The organism is Oceanobacillus sp. E9 (assembly GCF_001741975.1).
GTDB classification, from domain to species: Bacteria; Bacillota; Bacilli; order Bacillales; family Amphibacillaceae; genus Oceanobacillus; species Oceanobacillus kimchii.
Genome location: NZ_LSNA01000012.1, coordinates 1 through 26,173, shown reverse-complemented (window position 1 = coordinate 26,173; position 26,173 = coordinate 1). Strand labels below are relative to the sequence as shown.

Annotated in this window: 45 protein-coding genes; 2 read left to right on the top strand and 43 right to left on the bottom strand. The window is 35.6% G+C overall.

Annotated features, from left to right (window positions below; genetic code table 11):
- The coding region (locus AQ616_RS19095; RefSeq protein WP_276206880.1) for an FtsK/SpoIIIE domain-containing protein at positions 1-528 on the bottom strand (528 nt) is incomplete at its 3' end.
- A 232-nt stretch (positions 529-760) separates the two neighbouring features.
- Between AQ616_RS19095 and AQ616_RS19090 the strand changes: the two genes are divergently transcribed.
- Together AQ616_RS19090 and AQ616_RS19085 are read left to right on the top strand one after the other, a co-directional pair.
- Positions 761-961: a helix-turn-helix transcriptional regulator gene (locus AQ616_RS19090; protein WP_069686637.1), complete on the top strand. Its 201-nt coding sequence runs from the start codon at positions 761-763 to the stop codon at positions 959-961.
- Positions 954-1,346 (top strand): YhjD family protein, encoded by a 393-nt coding sequence (locus tag AQ616_RS19085; RefSeq protein WP_069686636.1) that lies wholly within the window; start codon positions 954-956, stop codon positions 1,344-1,346. The genes AQ616_RS19090 and AQ616_RS19085 overlap by 8 nt, the downstream gene beginning before the upstream one ends.
- 189 nt (positions 1,347-1,535) lie before the next feature.
- On the opposite strand, the gene AQ616_RS19080 is transcribed toward AQ616_RS19085, so the two are convergent.
- The 42 genes from AQ616_RS19080 to AQ616_RS19810 all read right to left on the bottom strand — a co-directional run.
- Positions 1,536-2,372, bottom strand: coding sequence for a peptidoglycan recognition protein family protein (locus AQ616_RS19080; protein ID WP_069686635.1), 837 nt, complete (start codon positions 2,370-2,372; stop codon positions 1,536-1,538).
- Between the two features lie 51 nt (positions 2,373-2,423).
- Positions 2,424-2,672: a phage holin gene (locus AQ616_RS19075; RefSeq protein WP_069686634.1), complete on the bottom strand. Its 249-nt coding sequence runs from the start codon at positions 2,670-2,672 to the stop codon at positions 2,424-2,426.
- A 13-nt stretch (positions 2,673-2,685) separates the two neighbouring features.
- Positions 2,686-2,976 carry a hypothetical protein gene (locus AQ616_RS19070; RefSeq protein ID WP_069686633.1) on the bottom strand — a complete coding sequence of 97 codons (291 nt, stop codon included), beginning with the start codon at positions 2,974-2,976 and terminating at the stop codon, positions 2,686-2,688.
- Between the two features lie 120 nt (positions 2,977-3,096).
- The gene (locus AQ616_RS19065; protein ID WP_069686632.1) at positions 3,097-6,126 is read right to left on the bottom strand and encodes a phage tail protein; all 3,030 of its coding nucleotides are present in this window, start codon (positions 6,124-6,126) and stop codon (positions 3,097-3,099) included.
- A complete protein-coding gene (locus AQ616_RS19365) occupies positions 6,126-6,266 on the bottom strand; it encodes an XkdX family protein (RefSeq protein ID WP_139136394.1) in 141 nt (46 codons plus the stop codon). The genes AQ616_RS19065 and AQ616_RS19365 overlap by 1 nt, the downstream gene beginning before the upstream one ends.
- Positions 6,259-6,495 (bottom strand): hypothetical protein, encoded by a 237-nt coding sequence (locus tag AQ616_RS19060; protein ID WP_069686631.1) that lies wholly within the window; start codon positions 6,493-6,495, stop codon positions 6,259-6,261. Before AQ616_RS19060 ends, AQ616_RS19365 begins: the two co-directional genes overlap by 8 nt.
- Complete coding sequence (locus tag AQ616_RS19055) at positions 6,488-6,817, bottom strand: hypothetical protein (protein WP_069686630.1); 330 nt, start codon at positions 6,815-6,817, stop codon at positions 6,488-6,490. Before AQ616_RS19055 ends, AQ616_RS19060 begins: the two co-directional genes overlap by 8 nt.
- Positions 6,814-8,019, bottom strand: a complete 1,206-nt coding sequence (locus tag AQ616_RS19050) for a hypothetical protein (protein ID WP_069686629.1) — start codon at positions 8,017-8,019, stop codon at positions 6,814-6,816. The genes AQ616_RS19055 and AQ616_RS19050 overlap by 4 nt, the downstream gene beginning before the upstream one ends.
- A gap of 14 nt (positions 8,020-8,033) precedes the next feature.
- Positions 8,034-8,849: a phage tail family protein gene (locus tag AQ616_RS19045; RefSeq protein ID WP_069686628.1), complete on the bottom strand. Its 816-nt coding sequence runs from the start codon at positions 8,847-8,849 to the stop codon at positions 8,034-8,036.
- Positions 8,849-11,161, bottom strand: a complete 2,313-nt coding sequence (locus tag AQ616_RS19040) for a phage tail protein (RefSeq protein WP_069686627.1) — start codon at positions 11,159-11,161, stop codon at positions 8,849-8,851. The genes AQ616_RS19045 and AQ616_RS19040 overlap by 1 nt, the downstream gene beginning before the upstream one ends.
- 181 nt (positions 11,162-11,342) lie before the next feature.
- Positions 11,343-11,492 carry a hypothetical protein gene (locus AQ616_RS19760; protein ID WP_168156673.1) on the bottom strand — a complete coding sequence of 50 codons (150 nt, stop codon included), beginning with the start codon at positions 11,490-11,492 and terminating at the stop codon, positions 11,343-11,345.
- A 20-nt stretch (positions 11,493-11,512) separates the two neighbouring features.
- Positions 11,513-11,908 carry a hypothetical protein gene (locus tag AQ616_RS19035; RefSeq protein ID WP_069686626.1) on the bottom strand — a complete coding sequence of 132 codons (396 nt, stop codon included), beginning with the start codon at positions 11,906-11,908 and terminating at the stop codon, positions 11,513-11,515.
- Positions 11,909-11,921: 13 nt separating this feature from the next.
- Entirely contained in the window at positions 11,922-12,494 is a 573-nt protein-coding gene (locus AQ616_RS19030) for a major tail protein (protein WP_069686625.1), read from the bottom strand.
- Positions 12,495-12,815 (bottom strand): hypothetical protein, encoded by a 321-nt coding sequence (locus AQ616_RS19025; protein WP_069686624.1) that lies wholly within the window; start codon positions 12,813-12,815, stop codon positions 12,495-12,497.
- Complete coding sequence (locus AQ616_RS19020; protein ID WP_240490534.1) at positions 12,812-13,159, bottom strand: HK97 gp10 family phage protein; 348 nt, start codon at positions 13,157-13,159, stop codon at positions 12,812-12,814. The genes AQ616_RS19025 and AQ616_RS19020 overlap by 4 nt, the downstream gene beginning before the upstream one ends.
- Positions 13,152-13,463, bottom strand: coding sequence for a phage head closure protein (locus tag AQ616_RS19015; protein ID WP_069686622.1), 312 nt, complete (start codon positions 13,461-13,463; stop codon positions 13,152-13,154). Before AQ616_RS19015 ends, AQ616_RS19020 begins: the two co-directional genes overlap by 8 nt.
- Positions 13,456-13,734, bottom strand: coding sequence for a phage head-tail connector protein (locus tag AQ616_RS19010; protein WP_069686621.1), 279 nt, complete (start codon positions 13,732-13,734; stop codon positions 13,456-13,458). Before AQ616_RS19010 ends, AQ616_RS19015 begins: the two co-directional genes overlap by 8 nt.
- A gap of 5 nt (positions 13,735-13,739) precedes the next feature.
- Entirely contained in the window at positions 13,740-13,994 is a 255-nt protein-coding gene (locus AQ616_RS19005) for a hypothetical protein (RefSeq protein WP_069686620.1), read from the bottom strand.
- Positions 13,995-14,011: 17 nt separating this feature from the next.
- Complete coding sequence (locus tag AQ616_RS19000) at positions 14,012-15,211, bottom strand: phage major capsid protein (protein WP_069686619.1); 1,200 nt, start codon at positions 15,209-15,211, stop codon at positions 14,012-14,014.
- Positions 15,189-15,785, bottom strand: a complete 597-nt coding sequence (locus AQ616_RS18995; RefSeq protein WP_205634395.1) for an HK97 family phage prohead protease — start codon at positions 15,783-15,785, stop codon at positions 15,189-15,191. The genes AQ616_RS19000 and AQ616_RS18995 overlap by 23 nt, the downstream gene beginning before the upstream one ends.
- Entirely contained in the window at positions 15,775-16,974 is a 1,200-nt protein-coding gene (locus AQ616_RS18990) for a phage portal protein (RefSeq protein WP_069686617.1), read from the bottom strand. Before AQ616_RS18990 ends, AQ616_RS18995 begins: the two co-directional genes overlap by 11 nt.
- A 19-nt stretch (positions 16,975-16,993) precedes the next feature.
- Complete coding sequence (locus AQ616_RS18985) at positions 16,994-18,682, bottom strand: terminase large subunit (RefSeq protein WP_069686638.1); 1,689 nt, start codon at positions 18,680-18,682, stop codon at positions 16,994-16,996.
- Positions 18,683-18,704: 22 nt separating this feature from the next.
- Entirely contained in the window at positions 18,705-19,079 is a 375-nt protein-coding gene (locus AQ616_RS18980; RefSeq protein ID WP_069686616.1) for a P27 family phage terminase small subunit, read from the bottom strand.
- Positions 19,080-19,314: 235 nt separating this feature from the next.
- Complete coding sequence (locus tag AQ616_RS18975; RefSeq protein WP_069686615.1) at positions 19,315-19,632, bottom strand: HNH endonuclease; 318 nt, start codon at positions 19,630-19,632, stop codon at positions 19,315-19,317.
- Complete coding sequence (locus tag AQ616_RS18970) at positions 19,625-20,338, bottom strand: hypothetical protein (RefSeq protein ID WP_139136393.1); 714 nt, start codon at positions 20,336-20,338, stop codon at positions 19,625-19,627. Before AQ616_RS18970 ends, AQ616_RS18975 begins: the two co-directional genes overlap by 8 nt.
- 348 nt (positions 20,339-20,686) lie before the next feature.
- Complete coding sequence (locus tag AQ616_RS18965; RefSeq protein ID WP_069686613.1) at positions 20,687-21,121, bottom strand: hypothetical protein; 435 nt, start codon at positions 21,119-21,121, stop codon at positions 20,687-20,689.
- Between the two features lie 11 nt (positions 21,122-21,132).
- Complete coding sequence (locus tag AQ616_RS18960; RefSeq protein ID WP_069686612.1) at positions 21,133-21,321, bottom strand: hypothetical protein; 189 nt, start codon at positions 21,319-21,321, stop codon at positions 21,133-21,135.
- Positions 21,322-21,331: 10 nt separating this feature from the next.
- Positions 21,332-21,541, bottom strand: a complete 210-nt coding sequence (locus tag AQ616_RS18955; protein WP_069686611.1) for a DNA translocase FtsK — start codon at positions 21,539-21,541, stop codon at positions 21,332-21,334.
- A gap of 4 nt (positions 21,542-21,545) precedes the next feature.
- Positions 21,546-21,917: a hypothetical protein gene (locus AQ616_RS18950; protein WP_069686610.1), complete on the bottom strand. Its 372-nt coding sequence runs from the start codon at positions 21,915-21,917 to the stop codon at positions 21,546-21,548.
- An 11-nt stretch (positions 21,918-21,928) separates the two neighbouring features.
- Positions 21,929-22,216, bottom strand: coding sequence for a hypothetical protein (locus AQ616_RS18945; RefSeq protein WP_069686609.1), 288 nt, complete (start codon positions 22,214-22,216; stop codon positions 21,929-21,931).
- A gap of 12 nt (positions 22,217-22,228) precedes the next feature.
- On the bottom strand, positions 22,229-22,756 hold the full coding sequence (locus AQ616_RS18940) for a dUTP diphosphatase (protein ID WP_069686608.1): 528 nt from the start codon (positions 22,754-22,756) through the stop codon (positions 22,229-22,231).
- A gap of 11 nt (positions 22,757-22,767) precedes the next feature.
- Positions 22,768-22,932 carry a hypothetical protein gene (locus tag AQ616_RS19755; RefSeq protein ID WP_168156672.1) on the bottom strand — a complete coding sequence of 55 codons (165 nt, stop codon included), beginning with the start codon at positions 22,930-22,932 and terminating at the stop codon, positions 22,768-22,770.
- A 28-nt stretch (positions 22,933-22,960) separates the two neighbouring features.
- Positions 22,961-23,218, bottom strand: coding sequence for a hypothetical protein (locus tag AQ616_RS18935; RefSeq protein ID WP_069686607.1), 258 nt, complete (start codon positions 23,216-23,218; stop codon positions 22,961-22,963).
- Between the two features lie 46 nt (positions 23,219-23,264).
- Entirely contained in the window at positions 23,265-23,489 is a 225-nt protein-coding gene (locus AQ616_RS18930; protein WP_069686606.1) for a hypothetical protein, read from the bottom strand.
- 64 nt (positions 23,490-23,553) lie between these two features.
- On the bottom strand, positions 23,554-23,796 hold the full coding sequence (locus AQ616_RS18925) for a hypothetical protein (RefSeq protein WP_069686605.1): 243 nt from the start codon (positions 23,794-23,796) through the stop codon (positions 23,554-23,556).
- A gap of 19 nt (positions 23,797-23,815) precedes the next feature.
- Positions 23,816-24,226: a hypothetical protein gene (locus AQ616_RS18920; protein WP_069686604.1), complete on the bottom strand. Its 411-nt coding sequence runs from the start codon at positions 24,224-24,226 to the stop codon at positions 23,816-23,818.
- The gene (locus tag AQ616_RS18915; protein ID WP_069686603.1) at positions 24,219-24,527 is read right to left on the bottom strand and encodes a hypothetical protein; all 309 of its coding nucleotides are present in this window, start codon (positions 24,525-24,527) and stop codon (positions 24,219-24,221) included. The genes AQ616_RS18920 and AQ616_RS18915 overlap by 8 nt, the downstream gene beginning before the upstream one ends.
- A 93-nt stretch (positions 24,528-24,620) precedes the next feature.
- A complete protein-coding gene (locus AQ616_RS18910) occupies positions 24,621-24,818 on the bottom strand; it encodes a hypothetical protein (protein ID WP_069686602.1) in 198 nt (65 codons plus the stop codon).
- Positions 24,811-25,158 carry a hypothetical protein gene (locus AQ616_RS18905; RefSeq protein WP_069686601.1) on the bottom strand — a complete coding sequence of 116 codons (348 nt, stop codon included), beginning with the start codon at positions 25,156-25,158 and terminating at the stop codon, positions 24,811-24,813. The genes AQ616_RS18910 and AQ616_RS18905 overlap by 8 nt, the downstream gene beginning before the upstream one ends.
- A complete protein-coding gene (locus tag AQ616_RS19750) occupies positions 25,155-25,322 on the bottom strand; it encodes a hypothetical protein (RefSeq protein ID WP_168156670.1) in 168 nt (55 codons plus the stop codon). Before AQ616_RS19750 ends, AQ616_RS18905 begins: the two co-directional genes overlap by 4 nt.
- A gap of 18 nt (positions 25,323-25,340) precedes the next feature.
- A complete protein-coding gene (locus tag AQ616_RS18900; RefSeq protein WP_069686600.1) occupies positions 25,341-25,961 on the bottom strand; it encodes a hypothetical protein in 621 nt (206 codons plus the stop codon).
- Positions 25,962-25,966: 5 nt separating this feature from the next.
- The coding region (locus AQ616_RS19810) for a hypothetical protein (protein WP_205634394.1) at positions 25,967-26,173 on the bottom strand (207 nt) is incomplete at its 5' end.

The window sequence follows — 26,173 nt, the reverse complement described above, 5'->3', positions numbered from 1 at the left end:
TCCTCCTTTAAGATCAATAATGTAAAACTCCACATCATCAGGATTAGAATAAATCAAATGAGATAAAATCAATTTTAACAATACAGTTTTACCATGTCTGGTCATCCCTGCTATAGTCATGTGCGGTATCTTATCAAAATCATGCATTACTGGACCATCTAATGATTGACCAATAGGTAAAGTCCAGCCATCCGATTGGATCCAATTGTAAGCAATATTGGTGGGTATTTGATATTTATATACCTTGATGTGTAGTTTAGTCTTAGCAAATGTGATTTTAACTGGCTTATTTAATACCTTTTCAAGCACCTGTAATTTGTCATCGTCTACTAATCCATAAGGTACGTGGTAGCTGTATAAAGTGTAGTCATCAGTACGATGTGTTTTAAAATGCTTCGGTTCATAATCTTTTGTTTTATAGTTTAAATTTCGGAATGTATGCTTAATTTTATCTTTGTCTGATTTATTCCATTTTGTAGCTGCATAAAGAGTAAAAGCAGACAAGCACCCACCTATAAGTAATTCCATATTCGCACCCCTATTCGTACGTATATACGCTTTGGTGTTCGTAGTGTTACCTATTCGTGCGTATATTCGTTTGTTGATGCACCAGTATTTGAAGTAACCTAAATAAACATCTATATACTGTGCATAGTAAAGTCTATGTTATAAAATCCGAAAAGTTTCCGATTTTTTTATGTAAGTTATCAATTAAAGGGATTTACTATACTTGTATCGAATTAATTAATTGGTGATAATAATGAAATTAAAAGTAGATGAATTAATTAAAAAATCGGGATATAAAAAGCAGTATGTAGCTGAGAAAATGGGAGTCAATAAAGATACTATTACTAATTGGTCAAAAAACAAAAGCATGATACGATTAGATCAAGCAGTTAAATTATCTAAAATATTAAACTGCAAATTAGAAGATTTGTTTGAGGATGATAATAATGAATGAGCTTGTACTAAAATATATCTGCATGCCATTAGCAATTAACACTTTAAAACATAATGAAAAATTATACGATCAAGAAAAATTTAAAATCGCACCACTTTATTTAAATCTACATGAATCACTTATTAATGCCATTGAAAAAGATTTCTATAAGTTAAAACGTGAAATTATTCAAGATCATCAATTAATCATCAGAAAACAATCCACAGGTAAATATGTGGTTAATGGTGAAATTGTGGAGTTTACTTCTGAAGAATTAAGAGAAGGAACAAAGAAAGTTATTCAGTCTTATATGTATGGTGAAAATATGATTGAGATTGAACATAAGGACATACCTTTAGAAACGAAGTATACACCACCGGATGTGAATAGCGAAGATAATAGATAAAAATAACCCCACCATAGGCAGGGTTCAACTCCTTTAGGACTTTTTCAAGTCTTGGGTATATTTTACTACTATTCTGATAATAAGTAAAGGTGTTATTATAAAACTATATAGGAAAGAGGTGAACAATAATGAATGATCCAAAACCACCAATGTGTAGAATGTAAGCCCCCACTAGGAGGGCTTTTTGTTTTAAAATGAACCTGTATTTAATCTACTTTGCAATTCTTCAACTACCTCAGACGGACGACTTAATACTTTGTCGTGAGTTGTACCAAGATATATTTGTAAAGCACCGATTGTGTTAGGTCCTAATAATCCATCTTGTCTAGAACCTACTTTTCCTTGCAGTGCCTTTACAACCATACTTCCCTTTTTACCATTTCCGAAATCAATCGTAGTACCATAGAAAGCATTGGTAATGCTATTGCTTAACTGGTCGCTTATGATACCGTCTTGCGTAGTTCCTAGTGCTTTTTGTAATGCGGTAGTAGTAGAGTTACCCCACTTACCATCAACCGTAAGATTAGCCTTATTTGAGCTTGTCTTACTTGGTTTAGTCTGTGGTTTAGGTGCAGGACTCACACTTTTAACATTCAATCTAGATCGTACTGTATTCATATTAATACCTGGGCAACTAGTATTTGTTCCGCTAAATTCATTATGCCCTTGTACATCCGATACTCTCAATCTGAATAATGCTATTGCAGCCCTAGCACGTTCCTCAAATGCTTTTTCCTGTGCATCAGTGAAACTGCCATTACCCACAAGGCATATATGATACGTGTTTTGATTGTGTCCATAAACACCATTTGTAACAGTATCCCAATCATAGCAAAGTTGTACAGTACCATCACGTAAGATTATTTCATGATAACCGCCTGTATTCCATTTCTGTGACCAATAATTAGCAAACGAATTATAATTACCTTGTTCTGTTGCTGAGTGATGCCTTGCTATTTTTGTTACTTTAGTTCGCTTATCTTTACCGCCCATTGTTTTACCACGTAAATCAACTACTTTAGCCATTAAAACCACTCCTTACTTTTTTAAACATTAAAAAAACACCTTCTACGGTGCTTACAAATATTTGCTATCATCTTTTGGTTCGGTGTAATTTAAAGCTTGCTTACTGTCACCTATTCCTTTAGTGGTAAAATCTGTAATAACCCCTCCTGTAACTAACACAAGCAGGATTGCATCTACATATCTTTCATACGTTCCCATGTCTAGGAATCCTAAGTCAGTTATTAATAATCCAACAAGAGCAAATATCGCTACCCAGAAACTTTTCTTTTTAAATCGTACTTTCCAGTTAATGTTTTTCATGATAACCTCTCCTTTAATTAATGAATTGAACTATCGCGTAAATAACAGCAGCTAATAAACCGCCTGCACCTGTTATATTTAAAATCAACTTCCAAAAATTACTCAATTTTAATTTGTTAGTTGACAAGTGATGATCTATTAAAGTGTTCAGTAATTTCTTCTGTTCATCACTTGTTTTTTCCACAGTAGACTTAACATCCTTCATTTCGTGAGACATGGCGGAGAATGTATTTTCTAAGGTTGTGATTCTCCTCTCATGGTCTTGCCAAATAGGCATGTTGTCCAACTCCTCTTGATTTGACATGCTCGACCCCCTAACGTCTCTAGTGATTAACGTATAATGTTATAACCCGATTTTCCCTATAGTCGGGTGGGGAGTAGCCTGCAACTACTCCCTGTTTTTCTCCATAAAAATAACGCTTATTCAGCGTTTTTCAAGTGCTTCTATTCTTTTTAGCAAAGCGTTATAATCATCTCTTAATTGTTTATTTTCTTTTTCTAGTTTTTCTGTTTTTTCAATTTGTTCTTTTATGGCAAGTGAATTTATGCTAGAGTGAGCGTAACTACTAATTCCTTTTTTATCTTCTCCTAATATTTCTTCCGGTATGTTGTACCCATCGCCTATAATAAAGCCGTATCGCTTCTTATTTGACCCTTTTTCAATGTCTTTCTTAAGCATATACTCCATAATATCGGCATGACGTAACAAATCAGATGCATTAAAGTCTACTGGTTTTATATTGTCCTTTAACTCAATTAATGAGTTGTTTCGGTAATCATCAGCAGATACGTATCCATCAACCATTAGGTTTCCATACATTTCAAAACGACCGTTATATAATGGTGATAGTTTATAATATAGTTTTAATCGATCGTCGTTATGATCAGCCCATAACATAGATGTACCAGCCATACCGCTTTTATTGTTATATATGGTTGTTCCTGTGTGGTCTGCGCGGAATACTGATTGTCCATCTACATACAGTCTAGTTTGACCTGGCAAGGCTTCAAACGAAAATTCTCTGCCAATGTAGAGTCTTGTTTCTATTCCGTTTTGTGCATGTAATACAGGTCGGGCAGTTTCTCCTACAGAACCAAAACCAATATTCAAAAAATCTCTTGCAGAATTGAGTGATATTCCTTTCTTGCTTTTATCTCCAGTCAATTGAGAATCCCTTAATGTACCTGCTTCAACTCCTCCGTCAGCAGAAAACATGGTAAGACCTTTGTCGTCTACGCGCATAACTCTAGTATTATTCAGATATGTTTGCAAAACCCCATTTACAAGCTCAATTTTACCCCCTTCACCATCATCCTGTACGATGTTAACACCTTGCATAAGTCCAGCCATTATAGTCTCGGCAACGACCCCCTCTGCTGTTATCGCGCTTCTAATGGTTTGCATATTATCGGTACTTACCGCCAAACCAGCTGAATTAAATACAACTACTTTGTTTGGATCGTCTTTCTCAACTGCCCATATCCCACCTTCATTTGGGAATTGTAACTCTGTTCTAGCGTTTTTAATCGACTCCGCGGCTATTCGCATTGCTTCTGACAATACATCGTTTCTTACAACGCCATCTTCATTAACAATTTTACCTAATTGTTTTTGCGTGTTATCGAAAACAACGTCTGCAAAGCTTTTTTTATGATTAGCAAGTGTAACCGTTGTTTTTATTGGCTTTAAATCAGCGTCAAATACTTCATTAATATCCAATATCCTTGCTTCTATTAATAAGTCATCCATTGGCTCGTAAATAACAAAAACACGATCCCCCTCGTTAGGAACCGTGTATGGATAGCCTGCTGCTCTTAAATCTGCAAAATCAATTGTTGTTGAAAACAGTGGCGTATCTTCTAACCTTGATTTCATTTCTTCGAGTAGTGATTCCTTTGATGTAAACCTTTCATCAATTACACTAGGTGCATCCAATTCACCGAATATGTCAGCGTTAGGGCTTCGGTAATAAGCTGTTATTCCGTCTGCACCTTCACCACGTATAACCGTCGCTAAATTGGTTGTTTCGCATGATTCTTCAATGCTATTGATATTATGACCATATCGGAATTGGAAGTCTGTATCATTGCCTACACGCTTTCTAAAACGCACTTGATTTCCTACAATTTCCATTTCAGCTTGAAATCGATCAAGTCCTTTTTCTAGCAATGATAGCCTATTATCATTACCCAAGTTCTCAAAGCTTAGAGCAGGGAAACTATCTATCACTGCAAATGTATAACCTGTGTTTTCAAAAACAAGATTCATATAGTTAAAGAATGTAATAGAGCCATTATGGACTTTATTCTGCTGTTTATTAATTAAATCTACATAGAATTTATGAACTGCATCTATACGCTTTATATATTTGTTTCCTATTGACTTTGCGGAATACTTTTTAATTATATATTCATCGTTACCATGTGTAATGGTTGCTTCTTCACCAATCAAAGGGAAAGCATGTTTATTCGCTTCTGATGGTACAACGGTCATAGATATAGTTTTCTCACCATTTACTTTCCTTGTGCGTGTGTATTCTTTAAAATCAACTAACATTTCCTCATTTCCGAGCAAATCAGTTACCGTCAAAGCTTCAACAACTGCTTCTTCTATTGAAAATTCATCTAAATATTGAATAGATGATTCGATGAAAAATGTCAAGGCGGCTATTCCATAATCATATATCTGAGACTTAGTTAATTCTTCAATCAACACACCATCAATTATGGCAGGTCGTTTCATTTCTGATATATATGACAAAGTGTTGGGTGTGTATGGATTAGTCTGTTTTGCTGCAAAAGCCCTAGCCAATCCGGATGTAGGTGACAAATCATTAACCCATACAGTAATACCTTCCCCCGTATATTTTTTCCACATATCTACATATCTATCTCGAATATAGTCTGTTTCTCTTTGCCCGTTCGCTAAGATTAAGTTCATTCCATTAGCTGAACTATAATTCGGCTGAAACATATGTGAATCCAAAAAAGCAAACGGTCTATGCCTCAATATTTGATTAGTTATGTTAATTGTTTCTTGCTGAGTTATATCGTAAAAATCCCTATTTAGATCAATACCGTTTGAGTTCGTTCTAGCGTTGGAATCAAATTGATTATATTCGTTTGTTACTCTATCCAATCCATAAGGATTACCTACAGGAATGATTACTAAATGATAGCTGGATAATAAATTATTTCTAAAATCTGCATCAGGGAAAGTATTATTTTCAAGCATTTCCGCTAAGGATAAAGTATATTGTGTAGTATGCCATTCTGTGCCGTGTAAAGACGCTAAAAAAAATAGAACAGGTTTCCCAGGTGAACCCAATTCTATTTTATACATGTCATATGTCCCGCTTTCGTCTTTCCCTATAACGGTATAATTGCCAAATGCTTTAATTCTACTTTCGATATGGGAGTAAGTTTGATATTCTACTTGACCGACGTATGCCATTATCTATCATCTCTTTCATATCTTTCATTGGTAATCAAAGCATATTCTGCTTCCGTAATGATTGTTAGTTCTACGTACTTTTTAAGTTGATCTCTTCTTACCCAACCTTTTTCATACCGTTCTTTTAATGATTCAAACATTATCATCCCTCCCCTTCAGTTGTTCAATAGCCAATTCTAGTTCAGTCACATATTGCCCTTGTATAATCGATTGTAATTCTAAATCAGTGTACTGTTGTCCTTGTATTACAACATCTTCCGCAGCTGTTTTTAATTGTTCTTTTCTTTTCTTGATTTCATCTGACTTCCTTTTTCGTTCTTTTTTCTCTTGATTTATTTGGTCATCAGTTTTCCATGTTAATTTAGCCACTAAAAACACCTACCTCTAAGTTTTGAAAGTGCGTCCATTTTGGGAACCTTTCTTCTCTAGTTGCATTCATTCCGTGGAAATATAATAGCTTAACATATGTTATCCCGTCTTTTTTTTCTATATCCAAAAATGGGTTGATTGGCAAAGAAGTACTAATTATAGAACCCCCTGTTTCCTCATCCTTAACCACTTTTCCTTCGGTTAAATTGGATAAATCAAGCGTGTCCTTAGTATCTCCGTAACGAGCCGTAATAGTAGTTTCAGTGAATTCATATTCTATTCTTACTTCATCATTTCGTTGTGGTACGTATAATATCATCATATGTCATCTTTCCACCTTCCGATTGCAGTTATACTAGCTCCATAAGATGTTCCTTCCGTAGTACTAAATTGAACTACACTAACATCAGTTCTGGATGGAATAAGGGTGGAGTTAAACCATCTAGCGAATGATGTCACAATACCAGAAACCATTGTATTAGAACCTTGACTAAAGTTCGCAGGAAATGTCCATTTTTCCGTTTCTGTTCTATACATTCCAAAATTACCAACCGTAAGATCGCAATCAGACGTAAATGCATATCTACCTAGACATATTTGTAACCCGCTTTTATATCTAAAATATTCACCATTAGCATTCTCTCCATGTTCGATTAGCTCTTCTTTTTCTTCTATCTGTGTAAATAAACTATTTATATTTGTTACATTGTCATCTACTCTTTTATTTACTTTGGTAAATTGCTCTTGTATATCTTCTGGCGATACTGTATAATCACTTGGTTTATTACCCTTTTCAAGTTTTATTTTTGTTAGATTTAATTGGTTTCCGGATGTTTCTCCTCTTTTTCCGTTATAAATTAAAAGATCATAAATATAATTATCATCCGTTTTAAAAGTCGCGTCCATTCTATTCGAGTTATACACCATTTGAATAGGAACCATGTATCCATCAGATGAATGAGCAAGAACAGTAATTTCAGATGATCCACCTTGTAAAAACTCGGCATCAAAACTAAGCGTATACTCTGTGTTTTTTTCTAATCCTTCGTATGCTTTCCAATAGTCATAATCATCAGTGGCTTGTCCAAATTCATAAACTTCACTATTATTTATATAGTTTCTTGTGCCGATTTCGATGTCTTTTATTTCTTGTTTTAATTCTTCATCTATGCGGTTTATTGCTGTCGGATCAATATTCTGAATTGGTTCCCAATCACTACCATCAAATCGCCATACAGTGCCTGCCATTCTTTTATCATTAGAGTTTATGGGATAATCGTCAGAATCTTTCCTTGCCATAACTGCATCCCCTACGGACGGATTAGGGTAAGTTGTGGCAATATCTTCGTAAGTGTCTACAAAATCTAACCAATTTAATTTAGCACTGTCTACAACCTTATCAAAAGCTTCATCCGATATGACACTTACAACATTGTTGAAGTCATTCTCTATTCTGTCCCAATTCTCATTCACTTGGTTCCTTTCTGTTCTTGATAGTGGTGAATCTATTCTATTTAGCTTCATACATCACCAACCTCCTAAAGGGTGTAAAATTTAAAATCAAAAATAACACGCTCCACCGTAGCTCCTCTAACTTCAATCTTGTTAGCGCCTGATGCAAGCGTAAGTAATCGTTTATTGGTATCCCTGAACACGGATGCAAGATTTTTCGTGCTTCGTATGCCATCTATTACTAAATCGTCTGTAGGACGTAGAGAGCCATTATATCTGTAGGTATCGCCTGTAGTATGGTTTACTATTTCGATATAATCCGATGTTTCAGCGTTAATGATTATTTTAAGTGGAAAATATCTTGGGTCAACTTTGACATTACCAGCGTTGAAAATAGTAAATTCGTTTTCCGTTTGTTCGTACGCATAATCGCCCCATTGTAAACCCATCCCCCACTGCCACATATCTACATCCCACTCTAATGGTGTTAGGGTTGTTCCTATTGATTCAGCTACGCCTTTTCTGGAAATCAAAGGTATTTCAATTGAATCTGTATTTATATTTAATCGTTCTGGCTCCCATTCTTCTATGCATTCGACCATCCATCTTTTACCGGGTTGTTTTACCTCCCCTACATAAAAAGGTTCGCTAAATAGCTTGTAAAGTTCATCTCTAAGCAAGATAATGTCTGCGTAATCATATGCTTCAACAACAAATATAGCTGTTAATGATCTAGGGTTTAATTGCTTACCAAGTAGGATAGTGCCTGGTCTACCTGTGACTTTCTCTTCTGTACTGTCATAAGATGGTGATGGTATAATTAAGCGCCTTCCGATAAGTCCATACTTAGATAAATCTATTTTTTTACCATCTTTATCCCATAGATTAATTAGATTTCTCATTAACGATCACCCTTAACATATGAATTCATAGAAAATTGAGTTGACAATCTTTGATCAACTATATTTAATATTATTTCGCCGATTAATTGTTCATCTAAATAAACTGGCGCAGGATTAATTACCATTTGTTGACCAGCTCCACCACCTGCAGCTGGATTGTATTTCTTAGGCACAACTGCTTCACCTTCGTGAATCATAGCTAATCCGTCTTTTTTAACGTAGTTTGTACCTACATCAAGACTAGGGATGTTTGGTATGCTAAATCCTAATGTTTGTCCACCTTTACCGCCCATACCTGGAACCCAATCCGGCACAGTAGGTAGTTTGATTTTTATATTATTTAAGCCATTAATCATTCCATTAATAACAGATATAACCCCGTTTACCGCTCCTTTGATACTGTCAGTAATACCAGTCCAAATATCATCTGTTTTGGACTTAATAGTATCCCAAACACCAGTGATTGTTTTTTTAATTCCATTAAATACATTCTTAACAGTTGATTTCATACCATCCCATATGCGGGTAACTGTGCTTTTTATTCCGTTCCACAATGAGCTTGTTGTATTTTTTATGCTATTCCAAACATTACTAATAGATGACTTAATTGCATTAAACACTGTGGATGCGGTTGATTTTATTCCATTCCACAATCCAGTTATAAAACTTTTTATTCCGTTCCATATCGTTGATGTAAAATCTTTTAATGCATTCCATTCACTAACAATTGCATCTTTAATCCAATTGAATACATTTTTTGCAGTAGTTTTAATCCAGTCCCATGTATCTGAAAGAACAGTTTTAATCCCATTCCACACTGTTGAGGTGAATTCTTTTAACTGTTCCCATTCACTAATTATCGCTTCTTTAATCCAATTAAATACACTTACAGCAGTTTCTTTAAGCCACTCCCAGCTATCAGCTAGCCATTTACTGATTGTATCCCAGTTTGTCCATAATAATGTTACGATTGCAATAAGACCCACAATAACCCCGATTACAATGCCGACTGGACCAGATATAGCTGCTAATACAGGACCAAGAGTTGCCCACAATTGCATTAGCGCACCAATACCAATCGCTAATTTTCCTATAATGACAAGTACAGGTCCTATTACGGCTAATAATCCTACAAATGCAAGTATTCCACCTTGCATTGCAGGACTCAAATTCGTAAACCACTCTATTATTTCCGCCACTTTTTCACTAAATGTAACTATTGCAGGGACGATTTGGTCACGAATTAATGGTACTAATGTATCTTGAAGTAAAGGGGTTAACTTTGCGCCGATCTGAACGAACATAGCTTTAAATGTTTCAATAAGTTTGTCCAATTCAATTCGGAAATTATTCGCATCATTAAGACTATCTTCACTCAATACCCTACCTAAGTCATGCGCTTCGTTTCTTGCGTCTTCTATCGCATCAGAACCCATACTTAAAATAGGAGCAATATCCTTCCAGGCTCCACCAAACAATTGAGAACCTATGGCGTTAGCTTCCATTGGGTCTTCTAATTCAGAAAGCTTCTTGATTAATGTATCCACTTGTTGATCCGGTGTCATGTTTTCTAATTCAGAAAATGACAACCCTAATTTATCTAAAGACTCTGTTGCTTTTCCGCCTTCTGATTCTAATTGTGGTATTTTACGAATTAAACCTTCTACAGCATTTGTAAGAGCTTCTTGTTCAACTCCTGCTACCGTAGCTACATGTTGCCATTCTTGTATACTATCTGTACTCAACCCAGTAATAGCGCTTAAGTCTAATATTCTATCTGCTGTTTTACCTGCGTTTACAGCTAATCCTAATAATCCCGCACTACCTGCAGCAATAGGACCAGTAACAAATTTTGTTAAAGTTCCGCCTGCATCAGATATTTTACCGCCAACATCTTTAAAACGTTGACCACCTTCATCTAATTTTTCGGAGAACGTTTTTGTTTTCTCTTGTGTACCCTCTAGTTGTGATTCAAAGTGTGCTAGTTTACTTTCCGTTTCTACAAGTTCTCGTTGAAAATTACGATATTGTTCTTCGCCAATTTCACCCTCTGCAAATTGACGTTCTACTTCTTCCTGTGCGCCTTTTAACTGGTCCAGTCTATCTCTTGTAGTTTCAACCTGATCACCCAATAACTTTTGTTTCTGTGCAAGTAATTCAGTATTACCAGGGTTAAATTTCAAAAGACGTTCTACGTCACGTAATTCGCTATTAACATCACGTGATCGCTTATTAACGTCTTGTAAAGCTTTATCAAGACCTTTCGTTTCGCCTTCAATTTCAATTGTAATACCCTTTACACGTTTTGACACGACCACCTCACCCCCATCTTTTTAAAAAGAAATGGGGTTCGATGACCCTCTACTTACTAAATGTTATTTTTTCATTGCAGCGTGTGCATTTTGTTTCTATTTTCCCTTTTAAGTCATCACTAGCAACAAACAACAATTTATTGCATTTATGACAACGTACCTTTTCCATTTCATCACCATCTTAAAATGAATCAAAATCAGTTTGTGTTGCATTTCTTGCTTTCTTTCGTTTAGGATTATTTTGATCAATATATTCCTCGACGTAATCCAAGCACATACCTACTGTCATATATTCTAAATCTTCAAAACTTAAATCTATTTTTTTACACATATACAAAAAGGCATCCGTAGTTATTTTTTCTCCGCCGGATGCCTCTGTGTCTTTTTTTTACCTTGTAGGCTATGCATCATTAACTCCTGTAATTCTGGAAGAATCTCCATGATTGGGAATTCTTCAAATCCATCTAGCCATTCCATAGGTTCTGGTATATTCTTATCGGCTGTTTTAGCTAATACCCAAATGATATTGTAAAACAACTCAAAATCAATATATTGTAATGTCTCATAATCAATGTCTTTATTTTCAATACTTTCTTTTCCTAGCTTTTCTATCATTTTCATTGCAGGAAACATTTTCATTAAATCTGCGAAAAAATCCTTACCGAATTGTGATTTATACCGCAAAACTGTTGACCCAGTAGATTTAAACGTTACTTGTTTATCATCAATAGTTAATGTTTTTTCCATTATTATTTACCCCCTATACAGCTGGTGCTTTCTCGTAAACATTGTTGTACCAAGCGTTGTAAATTTCATTAGGTGTTGTAGTAAGTGTCTTCGTTTTAACTGCATCATCTTTACCACGTGGACTAGAGACGAAAGTAAGTTCATTCGGTTGTGGTTCTACTGAATCAGTTTTAGTTGAACCAGTTACGTTAGGTCTGTTGGCTGTACAATTGTAAAGTACGTGACGAGTAGCCTTAACATCACCATCAAATTCAAACATGAAGGCAAATCGTGTAGGTTTAGCTGTTGTTTTTTCTGTAAGAACTAAATCATCTTCATCTTTTTCCTCGCCCAATATTTCCACAGAAAACTCCTCTGGAATATTAGCAATCGTTAACGTTCCATCATACCCTTGGTTATTAGGTGCAGAGTAGTAAAGCATGTCATCTGCAAAGAATTCAACCATGTCGCCTCGTGGTTCAAGACTTAATTCAACTGAACCAGGTAATTTAATAGGAGTACCGTAAACGTCTTCCCCTGTTTCTTCGTCAATTGTAATCGGTGAAAAATGTGCGTTTTTTAAACCGAAATTAACTTTGTTCCCCATTTATATCACTCCAATTTCATAAGTTTTTTGATGTAGTCTTTCTGTTTCTATATAGGTTTGATAACCAACATAAGGTAACTCATGTTCATCTAATAAAGATTCCAAGTTCCTTTCTGCTTCCAAATCCTTTTTATTGGTGTACAATTCAATATTCACATTGGTTATTTTCATATAGTTCTTGTTGTCCGCATAAAAAGCATCGTCCTCCGGTGTTGTATAGGTAATAAACGGGACGCTTGGCATATCATCATCATCAAAATGAGAAAAAGCCACAGGATAGCCTGTAGCTCTTAAAATTTGTACTAATTCACCTAAAGTCATCCTCTAATCACCTTCTCAACTAAATCCTCATACATTTTGATGGCTGATTGTTCGGCTGGATAGATGTGAGGTTGAGCGCCGACCCGACCTCCTCCACGCTTAGCGTGTCCATTTTCTAACAAGTGTGTCAGTTGTGGAGAAGTAGCATTATGGACCACCCACCCATTGCGGGTTTTCTTAGCTTTCCATCCCTTTGAATACTTTGGGCGTCTTTTAGGGCTAGTTCCTTTTAAGTCTTGGGCTGTATCCTGAGCTACTTCTTTTTGAGACTTTTCCAATCCTTCTTCTACTTCTGTCGTAAATTCTTTTAATGCATCAACGATTTCTTTTGATATGTCAATCATTGCCAATCACTCTCTCGCAAGTTAGTTCAATAAATTCGTCATCATCGCTATATGTCCGCAATACGGAATATCTTATACCATCGAACTTAACTAACTTTTGGTTATCATATTCAAATGCATGTACCACAAACGCAATTTCTGGCTTCATGTTTTGAACAGATGCATTGTAAAACTCACTACGTCCAATTGATTTTAAATCACAAAGAATAGTAGTCTTTTCCTCATCTTTAATCGGATTACCCAAGTCGTCATAATTAGTAACATTTTTAATAAGGGTTACTTCATGATCGAAAGTTCTACTCATTATCAACACCTACATTGCTAATAATTAAATTGTGAAGTCGGAATTGTAGATGTCTTGGCATTGCATTCTCACTGTCTTTGTTCTCATATCTCCAAGCTGCTAAATCCACTATAAACATTAAATGACTGGTATCAGAATCATCTAACACCAGCCCATTAATGTTTTCTAGTTCAGCAATAACGTCATCTACACGCTTTTGTAAATAACTATCTCTCACAGTTGTTGATATACCTAATCGTGCTTTTAGCAATTCTAAGGCTTGTTCATTCATATAGATCACTTCAATTCTTTTTCAGCATCGACAGCTTTTTGTTTTCCTTTTACCTTCTCACCGTTAGACAGTTCGTAGTATCCTCCACCAGTATGTTTGGGGAAATTATCTTCCTTAACTTCCTCAACTAATTTACCGTATTTTGTGGAGTTGATTTCGTCAAAACGTTCTTGGGATACTTCAAACACATCTTCCGTTTTAGTACCACGATACTTTTTGGCTTTTTTATCATAGAATCTCGTAATTGCTTTTACTTTCATTATCAAGAAACCTCCTTTTATGCTGATGGTTCTCCGCCGCCATCATCTTCAGGTTCTGGAGTATAAGTTACGTAGTAACCTGCATCAGTATCAGTTGATTGCACGTCAAAACGAACAAATCCAGCTAATAATTGACCATAAACATTGTGATCTACCCATTTTACAGATGCTTGTTTACGGTCAAACAATGTTGCAAATGCTTTTGGATCACCAATAAAACCAACTAAATCACCTGAAGCTTCTCCAATCATGTCATCATCAAGAACAACAACTTCTTTTCCGAATAAACGTTTACCAGATGCAACTGTGATATCGTCTTGCAGTAGGTAACGACCATTAGCATCTTTTAAAGTGTCTAATTCATTATATAGAGATGAAGATATTACGGCTTTAGCTGTATAAATTTTCTTGATATCAATATTAAATACTTCTTTCAACCCATCTAGTCCAGTAACTGCTTTTGGTGTAGCAGATTTTAAAATAGCTGCAACTGCTGCGTTTTTGGTATTCAATTCTTGATCAGTTATTTCTTCTGCAATTAAACCTGCAACATCATAGTCCGCATCATCAATCGCCTCTTGAGAAACAGGGATATATCCACGATAAGTGTCAATGTCGTAATTTACTTCTGTGAAAGTTGGTTTATTTAATTCCGGATTTTTCTCTAATTCTTCAACGGTAACCATCTTACTACCAGATTTATGAATAACAGGATATTTCCCCGATCCACGTGTTACTTTTTTGGTAGTGATTAAGTTTTCTAGATTCACAGTTTCCTCTGGTGCTTTTACTGGTTGTAATAGGTCTTCTGGAATTAACGGTCCCGCTTCAACCGAAGTAAATCCATCACGGACTTGACCTTTCGATTGCACATATTGTTTAATACCTTCTCTTACTTCCAAATCTTTACCCATGTTACGTTTTCCCCCTCGGTCTTCATTTTTAGGTTCATTATCTTTCAAATCATTTAATTCTTTTTCCAACTTACCAATTTCATCTTCTAGTTTTTTCTTTTCTTCATCATGTTCTGATTTATCGTTTTCATGAGTTTCAATTTCTTCCTCTACGGCGGAAACTTCTTCCTCACTTTCTGCCTCATTAATAGCAAATTCAAGTTCATCAGAACGTTTTGCAAAGTCATCATCCTTTTGTATTAATTTTTCCAAAAGTGACGTTCTTTGATCTAATTTCTTTTTAAGCATTACTTGTTTTAGCATTCTTCAATCTCTCCTTTAATTGGTTTTTTCTTTTATCTAACTTCCTTTTTTTCATAGTTTCCAAATCTTTTTGTCTAGCTTGTACTGCAGTATCTGCATAAGCAGGGAATGTTACGACTGATACCTCGTGCAAATCCACCTCGGTTAACCTCCATTTAACACTGCCGTCATCCCGAAAGTCAGTTTCTTCGGCAAGAATATTAAAACCAAAAGAACACTGATCAACGTCACCACGTTTTACACGTTCATACAAATTCATAGCATCGGTATCATTTTCATTAATCCGAATGCTCCCCCACAGTCCTTTATTATCGACTTTGAGGTCTAACGTTCCAGATTTATTTCTACCTAGCACAAATGCTGTATCGTGGTTAATTAACGCTCTTACATCATTTTCTAGAGAGCTACCAAATGCTTCTGGCGCTATTTCTTCGAATGCTCCTGGGAATAATTCTGTTTCTGAATTAAATACAGCAAAATATCCTTCGATAACTTTGTCACCATCCCCAACTGCACGAGTATTTAAATCTACAGAGACACTTCGCATTTGCCTTTTATCTCGGTCACTCATCATCCTCACCACCTTTCAATTTCCCTTGGTCTCCTATTTTGTCTAAAGGAATATAGTTTTCTAGTAATACTAGTTCATTCAATCCCTCAAGTGGCGATAGCCCTAGTTTGTCTCTTACTTCATTACCAGGAGATAAACCACGCACATAGAGATTAGAGTATACGTCTGATAACTCTTTGATGTCATAAGCGTATAAACTATGTGCATTGAATTTAAAATACAAATCCGGTGCGTATAACAATCCTCGTGTTAATACTTGTTCCAATCCTTTACTTATTGAAAGGATGGTTGTGCTAATAAAGTTGTTATATTCATCCTTGTTATAACTCCCAACCCCAAGAAAAAAAGCAGGAACATTTAAAATGCCTGCTACGGTTTTTTTATCCAATTCCACCGCTTCATTTATTGCAATATCTGTCAAAGATAATGGCTTTACTTGTTGCACTTCTAAAAGTTCAGCAGGTATAATCCATGGAGCTCCGGCTTCATGAGCCGATAGATATTTATCATATACCGCTGCTCTTCCTTCTTTGTTTGAAATCTCATCAGATGTCGAATCTACTTTCACAATAAGACTTGGCATGTATTTACCAGACATAAAACCTTTTTTTGTTGCCGTTGCCTGCTTTAAATTGTCTGCTATATCTTTTAATACAACTTTGTACCCTCTCCCTATATAAGGTCGGTTTGGGTCAGGATTAATCATAAAATGCAATACTTCATCATGGTTATATGTCTTGCCGTTATAGTTTATTTCATAAGCTGTATCTGTATCAGTAAAACTTACTAATGAAGGAGATAACGGTATTAACTCATCAATCAATCCCTCTTGAGAAATTCTAGGATAGACAATACTATTCCCATTACCTTCTAATAACATCGTATGAACAATGTTATACACCCACGTTTTACGAGTCATTAAGCTATATGGATTTATATCAATTTTTCGTGAAAGTTGATTTTTAACCCTCACATCTCCATCTTCGGTATTTTGCATTAAGTGAATTGTCATAGAAGATACTAAATCTGCTATTTTATGAACTGCAGTTCTAACTTCTGGATTATCAGATAACCGAGTATAGCCCGGAACATTTAGTAAATCCTGAATATCTTGCTTCTGTAAATCTTTTATCCATGCTTCAGCGCTTGCTGGCGATGTGGATCGTTTTCGTATCTTATCCCACCATCTCATGCATTCACCTCCTTTTCATTTAACTATTAATCCATTTCTTAGCACTTGCACTCTTTTTAAGGCTTTTCAGCATCTGCATACAGCTAAATACTGACGCGTCAAACAAATCAATACGCATCACAGGTTTTACCTTTTCATATTTAATCGCGTCATCTGCTTGTTCAACAGCTTTAACGTTCTGTACACAATATTCGTAAGCGTCACTGTGAAGATAGTAGAATTTGCCATCTTTAACACGCCGTTCTATGTGCCTGAACCCTTCTGATTTCAAGTAGTGAAGCTGAGGAGTCTCCTCTATTCTAAATCCTTGTTTCTTCATTTCCAGGAAAAATTCGCGTCCGAATTTAATGTCAAAGCCGAGATTTTTTATTCTAAACCCGGAATCTCTCATTTTCATAAACCATTTCACTATTTCCTGGTGGTCCACAACTGGAGAGTTAGTCATTGTTAGGTGTCCGTCATCTTCCCAGCCAAATAACGGTATGTTGTCCTCCTCGGCTTTTAAATGCGCCGCTGGTCTTGGGAAGAATGCGTGCGTTAATACTATATCTATATCATTGTATGTGCCGTAAAGAGCCGCCGCTGTCAGGTCATGCATACGGCTTAAATCCGCCCCTCCATACCAGTCAATCGGCAGTTTGGCAAGCTCCTCAAGTGTCCAACTATACTGTTTATCACTCGTCTTAAACTCATCAATATTGAAGTATGAATTCATACTCGACGTATACTTATTCAATGATTTAGCAAGGAAAGCCTTTCGTTGCTGTGGGTCGTTCTGTGCTTGCATTGCGTCATTCATTAACTCTTGCCCACTTACACTCACGTTATAGTTTGGATTAGCTTTCTCGTGTTCAACTGGGTTAGTATAATCGACATCTCCGTTCTCATCCTCATCTGCTTTAGCTATAAACACGAAGTATTGTTCATCTTTTACTGTTCCGTCTAATATCTTTTGACAATACTTCATTCGGTTATAACAAAAACTGTTCATGTTATCGCCTGCTGTCGTGATACCGATGCATAAGCTATTACGATAAGCCTTACCTGATTCTTTAATCGTGTTATATTGACTTGCACTTTTGTAAAGGTGCAACTCGTCTAATATTTGTATGAGCGTATTCAATGAGTCCATGCGGTCACTATTACCTGCTATGGTCTCAATTCTCATGTACCCGTCTCCTAGATCGCCACTTATGCTATGTTCTTGGTTATTGTCCAGGATTCGAAAGTTTTCTTCTTCACCCATATTTTTAAGATTGTGCGTCATAAAATTGAAACTCTGCATTGCCTGCTTGAGTTGAGCGCCTACGATAACAATCTCAGCCCCAGACATCCTCTCCAACAACCCAAGACCCCAACTTAACGCTGTGTTAAACGGAGTTTTACCGTTCTTACGCGCCAACATGATGAACGCTTCCTTGTATTTCCGCAGCTTTGTGCCTTTGTGGAAAAATGAAAGCAGGTTATACACCACAAATTTTTGCCATGGTTCCAATAAAAAAGGCTTCCCACGTAATGGGTAGCCATCCATATCCTCACCCTTTTGATGCACAAATGTTTTTTCGATGATTTGAATAACAAATTCAGCATCTTTAGGGTTAAAATCATATTCATCATTTTTAGTGTCATTTATAAATCTTTGGCACATTTGCTTTGTTTCTTTACAAGCAACTTTCTTGCCACTAATAATACTTTTCGCATACTCCATTACTGTATCGTAATTCTTAAACTTAGTTTTCGAGTCCACTTAACACACTCGCTAGTTTTGATTTCCCTTTAGATTCGGTTGTCACTGTTTCAACTGATTTTGGGTTCAGGCATAAGCGATCGGAGTATGCTATTATGTCCTTACGTAAATTTTCAAGCGTTGCTACAATCGCAGATTTCTTTGTCCCTCCTGCAGCGGTTTTAGTTTCATATTGATAACCACTTTCGATAAACTCTTGATTCGCTTGATTGTATTGGGCAAGTAAATCCGCATAAATGGTAATTACTGCATCATATTCCGGCTTGTACGTCCCTAATCCTTCCATATCCCTCACAATCTTATCCTTAATCGAAAGAGCTTCATAATCAGTTAATTCAGCTTTATTTTCACGTGTCATCGCTCCACCTCCTCAAAAAAAGTTTTTGGACATTCGCTCTATTGGAAAAAGTTCCCTCTCCTCGGTATCCCTGTAGTGTTTCACGAACATAAAAGAGGGGGGGCTAAATTATTTTTTCTCGTTGAAATCTCTCGAAGTTTTTCGAAACATTTTAATTATTATTCTAAATCCTATCTTTATTAGTTCAAATAATCCTTGCCCTATAAAAATTCCAAGTATTATCCATGGTAACGTTTCAATTACATTCATGTTTAACCACATTCTTCTTAACTCTCTCCTTCCACTTAACTCCTATGTCTGTTAGCTCTCCAGTAAATCTTTTATGCATAGACTCATGACATCTGTTACATAAACTGATAAGGTTATTGCTGTTGAGTTTATACTCTGGATATTCTTCCAGTGTCCAGCAGTGGTGTACTGTAGTAGCTGGTGTTACCTTCCCATATCTTCTGCATTCTCTGCACTCATACTTATCACGTTTGAGTATGTTAGTTCTCTTACGCTTCCACTTCTTAGTTTGATAGAATGGATTGGTTATCTTCCACTTAGTCATTAAACAAATGTCCTCTGTACTTTTCACTTATACAAGAGTGAACATTGTTATCTTCATCAAAGTGATCTATCAATACACTAAGTCCTCCTAGGTCTTTATCTGTCATAGTATCCCACTGTATATTAAGTTCTTTTAGCTTAGTGTAATTCTTACCTCTGTATGTTATCTCTGGTATAGAGTCTTTATCTTGTACTGTGATAGTTAGTAATGGAGTTGGTTCAACTGCGGTTGCTACCAGTTTTCCGTCTGCGTAACAATGTATTTTTTCCCCTGCGTTTAACCATTCATGTGTTACGCTTGGAATAATTCCACCTATGTCTAATTTTGGTATTGTGAATTTTGGCACGTTCTTTGATTCACTCTTTAAATTACGACCGCATTTAGGACAATAATTAGGCTTTAAAAATAACAACATATTCGCTCCGCAACTTTTGCATTTCATATATTTCACCTCTTTAATGTATTCCTCTACCTCAACTGCGAATGAGTTTGCAAGTTCTTTATGTTTAGTCCTATGAAGTAATTTCAGATCGTCTCCCAATTCTAACTCGATTGTTTCTGGTAAGTTATATACATATGAATCTTTCCCTATATTCCAGTAAGTAGCTATCCCGCATTCATTGGTTATATTATCTTGGTGTTTTGCTAAAAGGTGATTAAACTGTTTTTCTGAAACATGAGGATATCTTTTTAATAGGTTCTTCATTACAGATTCACTAAACCATATATACACATAATCACTCCCTTAATATATTCCACTAACGTATGTGGTACGAGATAATGATCACCTTACCTTTCTGTCAGCATATAAATTTCCAATCCTTAGTTCTTAATGGATCGTTTTCTATACCTGGATGTATGTTAAAGAATGTTATAGATAATATAAGTAGCAGTATCTTGATGTACTTCAATATCTCACCGCCTTTTTTACGTAAGCCCCCACCAACAAACGTATGTCCCTATCCACCCAACAAAAAAGCACCTACCCAATATGGATAAGCGCTTTTCTGACATAATTTTGATTTTAATAATATTTTGGTACATTAATAGAATATCAGAGTTTGACAAGGTTTTCTGTATGTTCTTTGTAGGTTTTTATTTTTAGCCAACGTTCTTTAATATACTGATGTGAGTATCCTAATTCATCTGCTACCTCTTGGTGTGTTTTTGACTCCACAATACGTTTATAAGCTATCTTGTAATCTAACCCCTCAAACTTATCCATAAGCTCGTCCATTTTGCCTTTTTCTCGTTCCAGTTGTGTTAATCGCTTAGTGAGAAGTTGAAAGCTCTCAATCTTCTTTTCTGCCTGGTGTAGTGATGCCATTACTCCGAACTTATCAGCACCTTTCCCGCTTAACGGAACACCCTCATTTGTATCTAGGTCAATACCGAACCAGTAGTTAATTTCACGCTTTACTATTTGTATCTGGTCCTTTATTAATTCTATTTCCGTACACATATCTAAATATGTTGTCATGATCTGCATATATTGACCTCCTACCGTAAATAATCATTAATGATGTTAATACGTAAATTCTCTAATTCTATCAATGTGAGATTGGATAAAGGTCTACCGTTATGAGTATGAACACCATAACCTATAATAATGTCCATTAGTTCGTTTCTTCGTTGTTCTTCTGCTTGCTTCTTCCTTTGTTTCTCCAATTCATTCTCTAGTTGAGCCATTGTTTCACTCCTAAATTAATATTTCTCTTGGCTTAGTACCATCAAATTCACTAACGTAACCATCCCGTTCCAGTTTTTTCATTATCTTCTCCGAGTATGACCGTCCAGCTCTTAATCTGCGTTGTATAGTAGACACTGAGAATCCTTCACCGGTTTCTTTGCGAGCTTTAACAAGATGCACTATATTTTCATAATCTGTTTTGTTTATTGTGTTATCCATTGTTTCACTCCTCTATAGTCCATTTGCCTTTAAATAAATCTAACAATCCGTAACCCCTCAATTCTGTATGCTTTATTGCGATTGATGCAGCAACATTCGGAGGTACTTTGTCACTCCAACTTCCATCAGGACCTCTAAATATAACTGATTTCCCATCCTTCAAAGCCTTCATAGCATCTTCAAAAGATACGTAGTTTGGTTGGATGCGCCATTTCGATTCTAAGAAATCCAAATCACACAATATTTTTCTACCCATAACATCACCACGTATACTTCCGTCTTCGCTCTTATAAACTTTCATATCATCATTATTCTTAGCAACTTCCCCAACCTTCAATTGATCTATCATCTGTCCAGTAGTTAGTACTTCACCCATATTAGACCTCCTTAATATCCAGCAGTAGTAACAGCTATAAATGGTTTTCCTGCCCAGTATTCATTTACTATTTCTTTTACTGTGATTCTGCCTTCTTCATCTTCATCTTTGCGAACATATTTTTCTGGATCATAAATTTCAATGTCTTCCGATGCATATAATTCGTCATCATCAAATCCGGTTAAGTCCTTATACCATTCGATAGCATCTTCTAAATATTCAGCAGCTACTGCATCACCTTCACATATTTGAAACACTCTAATTTCTTTACCGTCAATTTCTACATAGTCTTTATTCATTGTGCTTCCTCCTTAATATCCAGATTCCTGTCTAGCATGATTAACTTTGTTTTTATCTAGATAGGCTTGTTCTATTTGTTCTGTGGTGAATCCTAACATTGAACCTAATTCTACAAAGTTATTTATCAAATGATAATAATCCCCTGGAACATGCCATGTGTTTTTAAATACTTGCCCAAATTGACCAATTATTTCATCTGTACTAGCATTAGGTCTATTAACATACGGTTGAGGTAATAGATCATCTTTTCTATCCAACTCCAACCCAATCGACAATATAAAGTGAAGACAATCAACGTATTCTTCTAGTAGTGGGTTCTTTTGTTCTACTCCCTTACCTTCTGTGTAAAGGTTATATCCTCTAGGCTCTTGATTACTACTCCAAAACTTAAACCCTCTCCACTCATTAGCTAACTCTCCTAACTCCACTTGTAAAGCTAGTATCTTTTTATCTAGTAGGTCCTGTCCTTGTAAGCCTTTTTTAACTTCGATATGTTTATCTAAATCATCTTGTATTGTCATTAATTTATCTAGATTCATTGTTTAACCTCCTAGTTTATATCATCTGAAAATATTTGATTATCATCTGACGTTATTATGATGTCGTGTTCTGTTACATGAACGTTTATATTGCTCCATCCTATACCTTCTTTGTAAATAATCATTTTATCTCTATCTTTTTCTGATACTCTTTTCAAAAGATCATTCAAAGTCATCGTTTAACCTCCAATTGCGAATTTTAGATTAAATATTTTCCAATTCCTTTTTCCATTCATCTAATTGCTTTTCTAATACCTCAATTACTTTGTGGGATAATTCCTTGCTTAACCTATATTGGTTGTTATCTTCACGGAATCCATGAACATTTGTAATTAATGTAAACTCTTTTTTAAATGCGATCCTTTCCCAAAAACCATCCCTTTTTGCTAAGGAAATAAAAATATCCAATTCTCTTATTTCTTCTTTTAGTCTGATTGCTTTTTCTAGTTGTTCATTATTCACTGTATAACCTCCAATCGGTTTATGATTTATTCGGACTGCGAATTACTTAATCTTTTATAAAAGTTAAATCAAAGTCTCTGTATTGAAACTCAACGTTCAAACCTTCAATAAATTCCATTAGTTTTTTCATTTCTAAGACATTAAGTTTTTCTCTCAACCTTACATAAATACCATTTTCATCGTTGCCAATACCACCAATTCCTTTACCCTCTTTTAATAAATATCCAGCGAATTTCATACCTTGTTGTACTACTATTTGAAATGTAAACAATTCAATCACTCCTTTATTTCACAATTTGTGTCAACTCTCATTGACACCCCATATTTATATAGCTTTACTTTCTATTAGTGAAAATAATCTCAGCGTCTTTCCAATATTCTGGGATTTCAATGTCATCATACTTTAAGACAAACATCGTTGTTTCGTGATTTTTTCTTCTCACTTCAATAATTTCACTAGCAAAATCGTAAGCAGTAAGCATTACTCCGATGCTGATATGACTATTCTCAACATTTCTAATATCAACAAAGTTTTCTGAATCATTAATTCTTACACTTCCAAAATTGGTTAAAATCAACATATTCACTCCCTGTTTTTTATATAGCTTTATATCTGCTATAAACCTTCTGTACTGGTTCGGTACTAGCTTTTTCCAGTGTCCAACCTCGTTGTCTTCTAGCATAAAATGTGTTTTTGCCTATACCGTTTTTAGCAGCAACCTCGATATAGTGATTGATTTTCTTTCGATGATCGTCTACCGGAGTAGTGATAATCTTTTCATCTGTCCATCCAAGCATCTTGCGACCAGATATAACGCTAATAGGTAACTCAATACCGTTTGCTCTTGCTTTCTCCTGTAACTCTTTATTCACTGCTCTAGCCTTTGGTTTAGTGACTGCATCCATTGCATCCCATCCAGCATTAAATCGGTTATATGCTAATTCTTTTGATATTCCGTTTTGTTCAGCTATTTTGTAATGCTCTTTGGTGAGGTATAAGTCATCCATTTAGCATCCTCCTTAACTGTTGCGATCTTCTATTCACTGCTTTTCCTGTTCGATTAATTTCTTTTCCTATTTGCTCGTATGTTCTTCCTAATTGTTTACCCGCAAGAATCATGCTATCTTCTTCGTCTGTCCATGGTCTCTTGTAGTTAAAAGGTCGTTCTAACCAGATATTACGTATTACTTCCACATGGATTGAATCTCCACAATTTGGACAGCAACATCTTTTTACCTCCGCGCTAACGATAAAATCAATTTCACAATCTTTGCAGATATAGGACTTATAAGGCTTTTTCTTCGGCATCAGAACCAACTACTCCAAGGTTTATCTGCTCTGATTTTTAGGTAGCAGTCAATACAGATAAATTTATGATTACATTTGCATTTATCCATGTGTTCACCCCTCCATAGGTAGGTTTACAGCATACTCAATGGTTCTAAAATTCTTATCATTACTCACAATTTCGATATAAGGTTCAAGCTGTTCCACATTTAACATTGCGATTTTTCTGATCAGATACTCTTTACGAACGTCTTCATCCATACTTTTGATAAAGTTAGAATCTTTTCTTGATGTATACAATCTCTTACTCATATCCCTCTACTCCCTTCAATGCTTGACGTGCTGTGAATCCACAATCATCTTCAATAACGGTTAATACACCACTTTGATCTAACATTTCATGATATTTAAATCTATCCGCATAAAACTCCAAAGCCTGTTTATAGCGCTCGGCTAACTTCCTGTGATGTTCATTTTGAGAGTAAGCTATTTTGTAATTGCCAATTAATCCCTCCACCTTAGCTTGTAGTTCTTCTGCCTTTTGTGCTTGGTTGATAAGCCGTTTAAAATCTTCTTCACTCTTAAATCCAACGTAGTGCCTGCCCTTTGGAGTGGTGTGTTCATATTGAATAATCTCTTCCAACCTACTCATTCCGATTCCTCCAATTCATAAATGATTGTGGAATCCACTCGATCTTGGTAATCTCCTAGTTTAATTTCCTTTGGATAATAATCATTTTCATATTTTTCGTTCATATCTTTTTGCATATCTTCTGGAGTCCACATGTCATACCTCTGAACAATAAACTTTTCCATCCCTAAAACCCTCCCGGCTTAATTTGATAAATCTAATCTATCTTTTTTGAAACAAAAGACTATATATTCCTTTTTTAAATCCTCTATCAGTTCAATAAATTCATCTTTTCTCCCGTTTACCAATAAAGTTCCAGTAGGGTCGCTTCCCTCAACAAACTTCACATCACATGAATAACGATCATTTTTATTGATTAGCGTATCTCCCATTTTCAACTCCCAAACTTCCCTACCATGCTTCGCCCACCATCTACGCTCTTTTTCTTGTTTTATTTCTTCTGTTGTGGCGTGTTTGATTTCATTCGGGTAGTAACAACCTCCTCCATCTAATTCAAAGTAAACATCTCTACCAACTGCACAAGATTTCTCTACTTTAGTTATTTGTTTTATTTGCCCATAACTGTTGTGGAGATCAAATGTCACAACCACCCAATCCCCAACTTTAAACTCCGGTTCTATTTCATAGCCGATGTATAATGCTTTAGCCATCGTTGTTATATCCATCCCATTCAACACTTTTGATGTACCTGTCCATCCATTTGGATTACTTAAATGAAGTTTGAAAACTAAATCCTCACTATTTCTACTTACATGATCTTTTATTTCTCCCGCCTGTTCCTTCGTCACTTTTACTTTCTCCATCCTTACTACCTCCCTTTGTTATCTGAACCGTTTATAACCATTTCCAGATCATTACGCCTTCTACATCTATACATCCTAACTTTAAGTCCTTCTTTAGACTTCCTAACTCCACCTACAGCTGTATCTAAATCCTTGAGTTTACCGTTCATGCTTTTAAGGACAGGCACTACATGTTTTAATTCTTCGTTCTGGTCTTTTAATACTCTGCGCTT

Bases quoted from the DNA above. Each gene is read 5' to 3' on its own strand.
- AQ616_RS18915 (WP_069686603.1), bottom strand. From the start codon at position 24,527: ATGCCGAAGAAAAAGCCTTATAAGTCCTATATCTGCAAAGATTGTGAA.
- AQ616_RS19755 (WP_168156672.1), bottom strand. From the start codon at position 22,932: ATGACTTTGAATGATCTTTTGAAAAGAGTATCAGAAAAAGATAGAGAT.
- AQ616_RS19760 (WP_168156673.1), bottom strand. From the start codon at position 11,492: ATGTGTAAAAAAATAGATTTAAGTTTTGAAGATTTAGAATATATGACA.
- AQ616_RS19035 (WP_069686626.1), bottom strand. From the start codon at position 11,908: ATGGAAAAAACATTAACTATTGATGATAAACAAGTAACGTTTAAATCT.
- AQ616_RS19055 (WP_069686630.1), bottom strand. From the start codon at position 6,817: ATGATGATATTATACGTACCACAACGAAATGATGAAGTAAGAATAGAA.
- AQ616_RS19365 (WP_139136394.1), bottom strand. From the start codon at position 6,266: ATGTTTGAATCATTAAAAGAACGGTATGAAAAAGGTTGGGTAAGAAGA.
- AQ616_RS18920 (WP_069686604.1), bottom strand. From the start codon at position 24,226: ATGGATGACTTATACCTCACCAAAGAGCATTACAAAATAGCTGAACAA.
- AQ616_RS19015 (WP_069686622.1), bottom strand. From the start codon at position 13,463: ATGAGTAGAACTTTCGATCATGAAGTAACCCTTATTAAAAATGTTACT.
- AQ616_RS19090 (WP_069686637.1), top strand. From the start codon at position 761: ATGAAATTAAAAGTAGATGAATTAATTAAAAAATCGGGATATAAAAAG.
- AQ616_RS19005 (WP_069686620.1), bottom strand. From the start codon at position 13,994: ATGAAAGTAAAAGCAATTACGAGATTCTATGATAAAAAAGCCAAAAAG.
- AQ616_RS18945 (WP_069686609.1), bottom strand. From the start codon at position 22,216: ATGAATAAAGACTATGTAGAAATTGACGGTAAAGAAATTAGAGTGTTT.
- AQ616_RS18990 (WP_069686617.1), bottom strand. From the start codon at position 16,974: ATGAGATGGTGGGATAAGATACGAAAACGATCCACATCGCCAGCAAGC.
- AQ616_RS18970 (WP_139136393.1), bottom strand. From the start codon at position 20,338: ATGAAGAACCTATTAAAAAGATATCCTCATGTTTCAGAAAAACAGTTT.
- AQ616_RS19050 (WP_069686629.1), bottom strand. From the start codon at position 8,019: ATGAAGCTAAATAGAATAGATTCACCACTATCAAGAACAGAAAGGAAC.
- AQ616_RS18940 (WP_069686608.1), bottom strand. From the start codon at position 22,756: ATGAATCTAGATAAATTAATGACAATACAAGATGATTTAGATAAACAT.
- AQ616_RS19085 (WP_069686636.1), top strand. From the start codon at position 954: ATGAATGAGCTTGTACTAAAATATATCTGCATGCCATTAGCAATTAAC.
- AQ616_RS18910 (WP_069686602.1), bottom strand. From the start codon at position 24,818: ATGAGTAAGAGATTGTATACATCAAGAAAAGATTCTAACTTTATCAAA.
- AQ616_RS19025 (WP_069686624.1), bottom strand. From the start codon at position 12,815: ATGACTTTAGGTGAATTAGTACAAATTTTAAGAGCTACAGGCTATCCT.
- AQ616_RS18995 (WP_205634395.1), bottom strand. From the start codon at position 15,785: ATGATGAGTGACCGAGATAAAAGGCAAATGCGAAGTGTCTCTGTAGAT.
- AQ616_RS18905 (WP_069686601.1), bottom strand. From the start codon at position 25,158: ATGAGTAGGTTGGAAGAGATTATTCAATATGAACACACCACTCCAAAG.
- AQ616_RS18950 (WP_069686610.1), bottom strand. From the start codon at position 21,917: ATGGGTGAAGTACTAACTACTGGACAGATGATAGATCAATTGAAGGTT.
- AQ616_RS19750 (WP_168156670.1), bottom strand. From the start codon at position 25,322: ATGGAAAAGTTTATTGTTCAGAGGTATGACATGTGGACTCCAGAAGAT.
- AQ616_RS19065 (WP_069686632.1), bottom strand. From the start codon at position 6,126: ATGGCATACGTCGGTCAAGTAGAATATCAAACTTACTCCCATATCGAA.
- AQ616_RS19080 (WP_069686635.1), bottom strand. From the start codon at position 2,372: ATGGCTAAAGTAGTTGATTTACGTGGTAAAACAATGGGCGGTAAAGAT.
- AQ616_RS19070 (WP_069686633.1), bottom strand. From the start codon at position 2,976: ATGTCAAATCAAGAGGAGTTGGACAACATGCCTATTTGGCAAGACCAT.
- AQ616_RS19020 (WP_240490534.1), bottom strand. From the start codon at position 13,159: ATGATTGACATATCAAAAGAAATCGTTGATGCATTAAAAGAATTTACG.
- AQ616_RS18980 (WP_069686616.1), bottom strand. From the start codon at position 19,079: ATGACACGTGAAAATAAAGCTGAATTAACTGATTATGAAGCTCTTTCG.
- AQ616_RS18955 (WP_069686611.1), bottom strand. From the start codon at position 21,541: ATGGATAACACAATAAACAAAACAGATTATGAAAATATAGTGCATCTT.
- AQ616_RS18975 (WP_069686615.1), bottom strand. From the start codon at position 19,632: ATGACTAAGTGGAAGATAACCAATCCATTCTATCAAACTAAGAAGTGG.
- AQ616_RS18960 (WP_069686612.1), bottom strand. From the start codon at position 21,321: ATGGCTCAACTAGAGAATGAATTGGAGAAACAAAGGAAGAAGCAAGCA.
- AQ616_RS19045 (WP_069686628.1), bottom strand. From the start codon at position 8,849: ATGAGAAATCTAATTAATCTATGGGATAAAGATGGTAAAAAAATAGAT.
- AQ616_RS19010 (WP_069686621.1), bottom strand. From the start codon at position 13,734: ATGAATGAACAAGCCTTAGAATTGCTAAAAGCACGATTAGGTATATCA.
- AQ616_RS18900 (WP_069686600.1), bottom strand. From the start codon at position 25,961: ATGGAGAAAGTAAAAGTGACGAAGGAACAGGCGGGAGAAATAAAAGAT.
- AQ616_RS19075 (WP_069686634.1), bottom strand. From the start codon at position 2,672: ATGAAAAACATTAACTGGAAAGTACGATTTAAAAAGAAAAGTTTCTGG.
- AQ616_RS18985 (WP_069686638.1), bottom strand. From the start codon at position 18,682: ATGGAGTATGCGAAAAGTATTATTAGTGGCAAGAAAGTTGCTTGTAAA.
- AQ616_RS19000 (WP_069686619.1), bottom strand. From the start codon at position 15,211: ATGCTAAAACAAGTAATGCTTAAAAAGAAATTAGATCAAAGAACGTCA.
- AQ616_RS18965 (WP_069686613.1), bottom strand. From the start codon at position 21,121: ATGCAGATCATGACAACATATTTAGATATGTGTACGGAAATAGAATTA.
- AQ616_RS19030 (WP_069686625.1), bottom strand. From the start codon at position 12,494: ATGGGGAACAAAGTTAATTTCGGTTTAAAAAACGCACATTTTTCACCG.